The 3469-nt window shown below is 45.5% G+C and carries 5 protein-coding genes; all 5 read left to right on the top strand.

The window, feature by feature from the left end:
* The first annotated feature begins 215 nt into the window (after positions 1 to 215).
* The 5 genes from JGK16_RS32340 (at position 216) to JGK16_RS32360 (ending at position 3438) form a co-directional block, all read left to right on the top strand.
* Complete coding sequence (locus JGK16_RS32340; RefSeq protein ID WP_293187059.1) at positions 216 to 575, top strand: hypothetical protein; 360 nt, start codon at positions 216 to 218, stop codon at positions 573 to 575.
* 100 nt (positions 576 to 675) lie between these two features.
* Positions 676 to 1080, top strand: coding sequence for a hypothetical protein (locus JGK16_RS32345; RefSeq protein ID WP_293187060.1), 405 nt, complete (start codon positions 676 to 678; stop codon positions 1078 to 1080).
* 2 nt (positions 1081 to 1082) lie between these two features.
* The gene (locus tag JGK16_RS32350; RefSeq protein WP_293193973.1) at positions 1083 to 1892 is read left to right on the top strand and encodes a hypothetical protein; all 810 of its coding nucleotides are present in this window, start codon (positions 1083 to 1085) and stop codon (positions 1890 to 1892) included.
* Between the two features lie 14 nt (positions 1893 to 1906).
* Positions 1907 to 2401, top strand: coding sequence for a hypothetical protein (locus JGK16_RS32355; RefSeq protein WP_293193975.1), 495 nt, complete (start codon positions 1907 to 1909; stop codon positions 2399 to 2401).
* Between the two features lie 629 nt (positions 2402 to 3030).
* Positions 3031 to 3438 (top strand): hypothetical protein, encoded by a 408-nt coding sequence (locus tag JGK16_RS32360; RefSeq protein ID WP_293193977.1) that lies wholly within the window; start codon positions 3031 to 3033, stop codon positions 3436 to 3438.
* The last annotated feature ends 31 nt before the right edge of the window (positions 3439 to 3469 follow it).

A 3469-nucleotide genomic window follows, 5' to 3' on the forward strand; every position in this document is an offset into this window, starting at 1 on the left:
AACAATGAAAATTATTTTTGATGAATATCTGCCAAAATGGAATTATCGTGCAGTGCCGACTATTTAACAGACGCTAAAGTTATTAAATTTTCATTCCTTACGACGCTTGGTGCGATCGCTCTGACGAATCTTTTGAGCAATGCACGGAGCTCGATTCGCAATGCACGGAGCTCGATTCGCAATGCACGGAGCCGATTCAAATCGAATTAGCATCAATGGTTGAATGGGCCCCTTGTTTGGACGAGTACGAGCCTGAAACAATCGAAACAATCGAAACGAGTTCCATCACTTTGGAAATTTCCTGGATGCTGATCCTCTCTGAGGGCTGCGCTAACGAAAGTTTTGACACTTGCGACTTTTCCATCCCCACATTTGACGTTTGGTGCGATCGCCCGATCGACACTGACGAACCGCCCGACACAGGGATTTTCGCTCGCCGGCCTTTGCCAAAACCCCCCAGTTTTCCGCCGATGGCTGTCGTTGCGGGCGATCGGGCAAACCGCATTAAAAAGTTCGCCCGCAGCGCAACATTTTTGAGCGGGCGAGCGCCTCCGGGAGGTGATGCAAGCTTCTAAATGGTTGACCCATATTCTTTCCATCATGCTTATACTGCGATCGCTTTTTGAGCGAGGGCGATCGCTTCTTCTCCTCCTTCCAACTAACAGGTGAAAAACAATGGCTTTTATCAAGATTTCTATCCCCGTCTACAAAAAGGACAACTGGCAAAACCTTCAGAAAGACGGAAGAATCGAAGTCAGCAGCGACGTAGATGACCTTTCTGATGGTTACAAAGAGTTGAAAGACCAGATCGATCAATTGCTACTTAGTCTTGACGCCGAGACTCGCCTAGCAAAAAATGCCCGCGCGCTAGAACTCGAAATAGAAAATAAAGCTTACACGCTAAAAACCCTTATCAGAGACATTGAGAAGGCCACTCAACATTACGAAAGTTTGAGGTTTTTCTTAGAAAAACTGGGGATTGACCCGATCGCACAGAGACTGACTTTTGACAAGAGATTCTTGCTACAAGATGCGTCATCGCATGAAATTGAAGTGGTCAACAACCAGTCGGAATTTTAAATATGTACATTGACTTCTCCGACGATTGGTGCGAGCCGTCAGAAGCGGAATTTCAACCGCTTCTGGACTTCGAGAATGAAATTCTCGGCGAAGCACCGCATAACGATATTTCACTCCTCACGCAGCGCATCAAACGCTCGTTCCTCGACTACGTGCGACAAGGAATCATGCTTTACACTGTGCAGCGTTACCGCTTGTACAAGCAGAAATATGTAGATTTTGCCGAATACTGCAAGCTGGCTTTAGGGCGATCGCACTTCTACTGTAAAAAGATTATCCAAGCGGCTCAAATCTGCTTGGAACTCATCAAATCCAAATTCAAGATTCTCCCCACATCCGTAGCCCAAGCACTACCGCTTCTGAAGTTCGCGAAGGTTGATGAGTACGGCCACTCCGAACTGCAAGACAAGTGGCAAACCGTTGTTGATGGTTTCCCGCCGGAGCTCATTACAGCGGCCAAGATTAGCGAGACACTGGACGAAAATCCAGAGGACAGAGCCAAGCAAGTCCGCATCGGCGGCAAAGCTTACCAACTGCTGCAAAAGAAAGCCGCAGCAGCAGGAATGGCTGTATCAAAGTATCTTGAGATGCTGATTGGTGACACCGAGCCGCCGGACGAGAAGCTACCTGAGGGTAAGGGTGAGGGAACGGAACTGACGCCCGAAAAAGAAGAGATTTGCGATCGGGCGGAAGCCTACATTAAATCTAAATCTAAAAAGAGAGGATTTGCTATCAGAGTGCCATCGAAAAGCTATCAAAAAGCTATCAGTGGCAAAAAAAATAGATCCGACAAGGTGTCGGACTCATCCTAACTACTTCTTTAATCATGCACAATACTTTTATTTACAGGCATTCCGACTTGCCCCCAGTTCGACCTGAAGTCAAAGCCGAGATTGTGGGCATAGATGTACATATCGCCGACTTGATTCTAAAAAGCCAGGGGAATTACCGCGAATTACAGGAGCTAGCGGAAGTGCTAGACAACTGTCTAGATAGTTGCGAACTCAATCTCAATTCAATTCGGATCGTTGCCGACAATATCCCAGTACCCGCAGTTAACACAATGGCGAATTTGCCCATTGGGGAGCAATCCGTTATTTTTTCAACTGCGCTATTTAGCAACCTATTGCTGGTGGCCCTACAACATCTAACAGGGGCTGAAATCGGGGATATAGTTTCTGATGTGTCAAATCAAGTCGTGAAAAAAATGGGGAAAATTAGCGACGAGCAAATTACCGCATCTCTTGCAAGATTTATGGGAGGGGAAAGCGAACACCCCAAATGCAATGCTTTCTTTGTCGAGATACCAACCGAAAGCTAAGAACAAAAACAAGCGGCTAAATTACACTTTAACCGCTTGGCACCCAAGCTATCTTGACCAATTCATCTCCCAGCATACCATGAACAAACAGACAAAAAATCATATTGCCACGTGCGTAAAACTTGCAAAAGAACGATTTGGGGAATTTGCCGAGACTGAAACTCAAGAAGTCTTTCTCATTATCAAAGAAGCCAAATCCCGGGGAATGTTACAAAAACAGCCGCCCGACCGATGATTAAATCCATACATTAACGCTGCAAACCGCATCTTAGAAACTTTTGGAACTGAAACATTTTTTCCGACACTTTCAAAAGACCTCACTCACATTTACGCCTACGTTGCGCTAGTTGCAACTAACACGATCAGAATCACCGCCGCCTGATGAGTGCCGCTTGACTCAGCGGCCGAAACTCCCCTCAAAAAAGGGGGGAGTCGCGGGATGAGTCGCAAGGCAAGTGGCGCTTTAAAGATGAAATTAGCTCAACTGCTATGTTGTCTTCGTAAGCGCCAGCCCGCATCCAAAAACCGGACAAAATAAACGAGCCTTAATCAGTGAAGTAAGCATTAATTTGCTTTTGGGAGATTCGTAGGCTCTATTGTCCTTTTCACTCCTCCTCTCTCTAAAATAAATGAAATATTTAATCGTAGGCATTGACGTTTCTCGGTCTTCAATTGCCGCGTGTTTTATGCTGGAAAAACCCAGCAGCCCCCGTGATGAATACTTTGACGCCGATATCGAAGTGTTTCACTCGAACATTGAAAATTTGAATAAATTAAGATTAAAAATTGAAAGCTTCAACGCCGATAAAGTTATTGGAATCTGCGAACCAACCGGAATGAATTACGCCCGACTGTGGATAAACAAGCTTGGTGACTGGGGCGTTGAAGTAAGAATGATTTCTAACACCAAGCTCCCTAACTACAGAGCAGAGCTGATGGGAAAGGAAGGCAAGAGCGGGGCGAAGACTGACGGCTCTCCAGAACTTATGGTGATAATTTTATCTAATGCAAGAAACAAGCTAATACGCGATTTCTAAAATTATCAAAATTAGAAAAGCCATACCCTTG

Origin of the sequence: Microcoleus sp. PH2017_09_SFU_O_A (assembly GCF_020738625.1) — a bacterium.
Classification (GTDB): Bacteria; Cyanobacteriota; Cyanobacteriia; order Cyanobacteriales; family Microcoleaceae; genus Microcoleus.